Here is a 2,811-nt window from a genome sequence, read left to right as displayed (position 1 = left end):
CCCACCTGCCCTCCGCCGCCGCCTCGACCGCCAGCAGCGGCCACGACGTCGGCAGGAACCCCAGCAGCCGACCGGCCGCCTCGCCGGGCAACCCCTCCCGGAGCAGCGTCGCCGCCCCTTCCCCGGTCGCCGAGATCGCCAGCCAGCCGACGAACAGCGACGCCATCAGCGCGCCGTACTGCACGGCCGTCACGGCGACCCCCAGTCGCGAGCGCATCGCCGCCCCCGTGAGCGCGTACACCGTGCGGGAGACCGCGACCAGCAGCAACACCAACGGCGGCAGCGCCAACACCGCGACCGCCACCGTGCCCGCCGACAGTTCCACCGCGCGCACGCCGAGCGCCGCCGTCGCCGCCACGGTCGCCGCCGCGCCCGGGCCGACGCAGGCGGCCGCGAGCAGCGCCGCACCCAGCCGACGTCGCCCGACCGGCAGCAGCGCGAAGAAGTCGGGCCGCAGCACTCCGGGCCCCGAGGCGAGGACCGGCCCGAGCGTCCAGCCGAGCAGCCACGCCAGCCCGACGAGCAGGAGCACGTCGTGCCGGGCCTTCCCCGGCTCGGCGAGCAGCACCGCAGACCAGGTCACCGCCACCGCCAGCGGCCAGCACAGCCGCCGTGCGAGCCGCAGCCCCGGCGAGCCGTGCGAGAGGATGGTGAACCGCAGCCGGACGAGCGTCGCGACCAGCTCGCTGCCCGGCGGCTCCGCGCCCCCCGGAACCGCTGTTCCGCCCGGCGCCCCCGTGCCGCCCGTCAGCCGCCCAGCCACGTCAGTTCCCCCTCGTCCATCTCCCGGTGGCCGACCAGACGTACAAACGCGTCCTCCAGCGTTCCCGCGCCGCGCACCCCGGCCAGTTCACCGTCCGCCCGCACCCGCCCGTCGGCGATGATCGCGACCCGGTCGCACAGCTGCTCCACCAGCGGCATCACATGGCTGGAGATCACCACCGCGCCGCCGGCGGCCGTGAAGCGGCGCAGGATCGCCGTCAGCACCCGCGCGGAGACCGGGTCCACCGCCTCGTACGGCTCGTCCAGCACCAGCATCCGGGGCGCGTGCAGCAACGCGGTGGCCAGGCCGATCTTCTTCCGCATGCCGGTGGAGTACTCGATCACCAGGGTGCCGCGCTCCTCCGCGTCGGTCAGCTCCAGCACGCGCAGCAGCTCCGCCGCCCTGGCCCGCGTGGTGTGCGCGTCCAGGCCGCGCAACAGCCCCCAGTAGGTGAGGAGTTCACCACCGGTCAGCCGCTCCGGGAGCGCCAGCCCGTCCGGTAGGACGCCCAGCAGCCGTTTGGCCTCCTCCGGTCGCGACCACACGTCCACGCCGAAGACCCGCGCGGTACCGGCGTCCGGCCGCAGCAGTCCGACCGCCATCATCAGCGACGTCGTCTTGCCGGCGCCGTTCGGGCCGACCAGCCCCGTCAGGCTGCCCGGCGGCACCGTCAGCGACACCGCGTCGGCGGCCCGCCGCCCCTGGAACGACTTCGTCAGCCCGGCCAGCTCCAACGCGGCCACCGCCGCCGGCGCGCCCGCCGGCGCCCGCGCGGGATCACGCGCCGCCTCGCCCCCAGGCCCCTCACCGCTCGTACCGGTCGCACCTCTCACACCACTCATGGCGGCAGCCTTTCGCCGCCCGCCCGCGACCACCATCCGCCGACCGGCCACACCCCCCGGCCGGTCGACCACCGCTGCCGGTCGACCACCGCTGCCGACCGGCCGCCCCTCTGTCCGACCGGCCGCCCCTCTGTCCGACCGGCCGCCCGTCTGTCCGTCCGGCCGCCCGTCTGTCGGGCCGTCCGCGCCCGGCCGGCTGATCGGCGAGAGCACCTGGCCGCAGGCGCCCGTCCGTCGCCCGACCAGGTGCTCTCGCCGATCGGCCGGAGCGCGCCCCGCCTGCGGTGTCTACGCTCGGAGAGTGAGCCCGCACAGCACGCCCTCCCCGTCCGCCTCCCGCGACCGGGTCCCGCACGCCCTCCTCCCGGCCGAACTGGCCGGGCCCGACCGGGCCGGCCGCCGCACCGCCCGCGACTGGACGGTGGACGTACTGCTCTTCGGCTGGGCCGTGCTGTGGTGGGTGATCCTCTTCGTCGCCAACCAGGACTACGACTACCTGCCCGACTGGCTGCGCGTCGTCGACCCCATCCTCGGCGGGGCGCTGTGCGTGGCGCTGTGGTGGCGGCGGCGCTTCCCGCTGGCCGTCTCCCTCGCCGCCGTCCCGGCCGTCGCGCTGAGCAACACCGTCTTCGGCGCCGGCATGGTCATCCTGCTCAACCTCGCCATGCGGGTGCAGTGGCGCTACGCGGTGCCGGTCCTGGTGCTGTACCTGGTCGCGTCCGCGCCCTACGTGGCGATCTACCTCTTCCCGCACGGCGACGGCTGGGCGTCGGTGTTCTTCGTGCTCGCCTACAACCTGGTGTTCTTCGCCTGGGGCGCGGCGATCCGGGCCCGGCGGCAGCTCATCGCCAAGCTGCGCGAGGACGCCGAACGCGAACGCGTCGAACACGCCCGCCGGCTCGCCGACACCCGCCGCGCGGAGCGGGCGGCCATCGCCCGCGAGATGCACGACGTGCTGGCGCACCGCATCTCCCTGCTGTCCGTGCACGCCGGCGCACTGGCGTACCGCACGCGGCAGTCCGCCGCCGGTGCCGGCGCCGCCCTCAGCGACACGGAGGTCGCCGAGAGCGCCCAGGTCATCCGCGACAACGCGCACCAGGCGCTGGAGGAGCTGCGCGAGGTGCTGCACGTGCTGCGCGCCGAGGAACGCCGCGCGGCCGGCGCCGACCCCGACGCCGCCCCTGCCATCGCCCCGCCGCAACCCAC

3 protein-coding genes are annotated in these 2,811 nt (G+C 76.0%); 1 reads left to right on the top strand and 2 read right to left on the bottom strand.

The features are described 5' to 3' along the window. Both FNX44_RS25720 and FNX44_RS25715 read right to left on the bottom strand, forming a co-directional pair. On the bottom strand, positions 1-763 hold a 763-nt coding region (locus FNX44_RS25720), incomplete at its 3' end, for a hypothetical protein (protein WP_228450229.1). After that, the gene (locus tag FNX44_RS25715) at positions 748-1,605 is read right to left on the bottom strand and encodes an ABC transporter ATP-binding protein (RefSeq protein ID WP_143651376.1); all 858 of its coding nucleotides are present in this window, start codon (positions 1,603-1,605) and stop codon (positions 748-750) included. The genes FNX44_RS25720 and FNX44_RS25715, both read right to left, overlap by 16 nt. A 301-nt stretch (positions 1,606-1,906) precedes the next feature. Between FNX44_RS25715 and FNX44_RS25710 the strand changes: the two genes are divergently transcribed. Continuing rightward, positions 1,907-2,811, top strand: a 905-nt coding sequence (locus FNX44_RS25710) for a histidine kinase (RefSeq protein ID WP_323369671.1), incomplete at its 3' end; no start/stop codon positions are given.

Origin of the sequence: Streptomyces alkaliterrae, from assembly GCF_007097205.2 — a bacterium.
In the GTDB taxonomy this organism is placed as follows: Bacteria; Actinomycetota; Actinomycetes; order Streptomycetales; family Streptomycetaceae; genus Streptomyces; species Streptomyces alkaliterrae.
The sequence above is the reverse complement of the archived record's forward strand: the minus strand, read 5'-3'. Positions and strand labels throughout refer to the sequence as shown.

Bases quoted from the DNA above. Each gene is read 5' to 3' on its own strand.
- FNX44_RS25715 (WP_143651376.1), bottom strand. From the start codon at position 1,605: ATGAGTGGTGTGAGAGGTGCGACCGGTACGAGCGGTGAGGGGCCTGGG.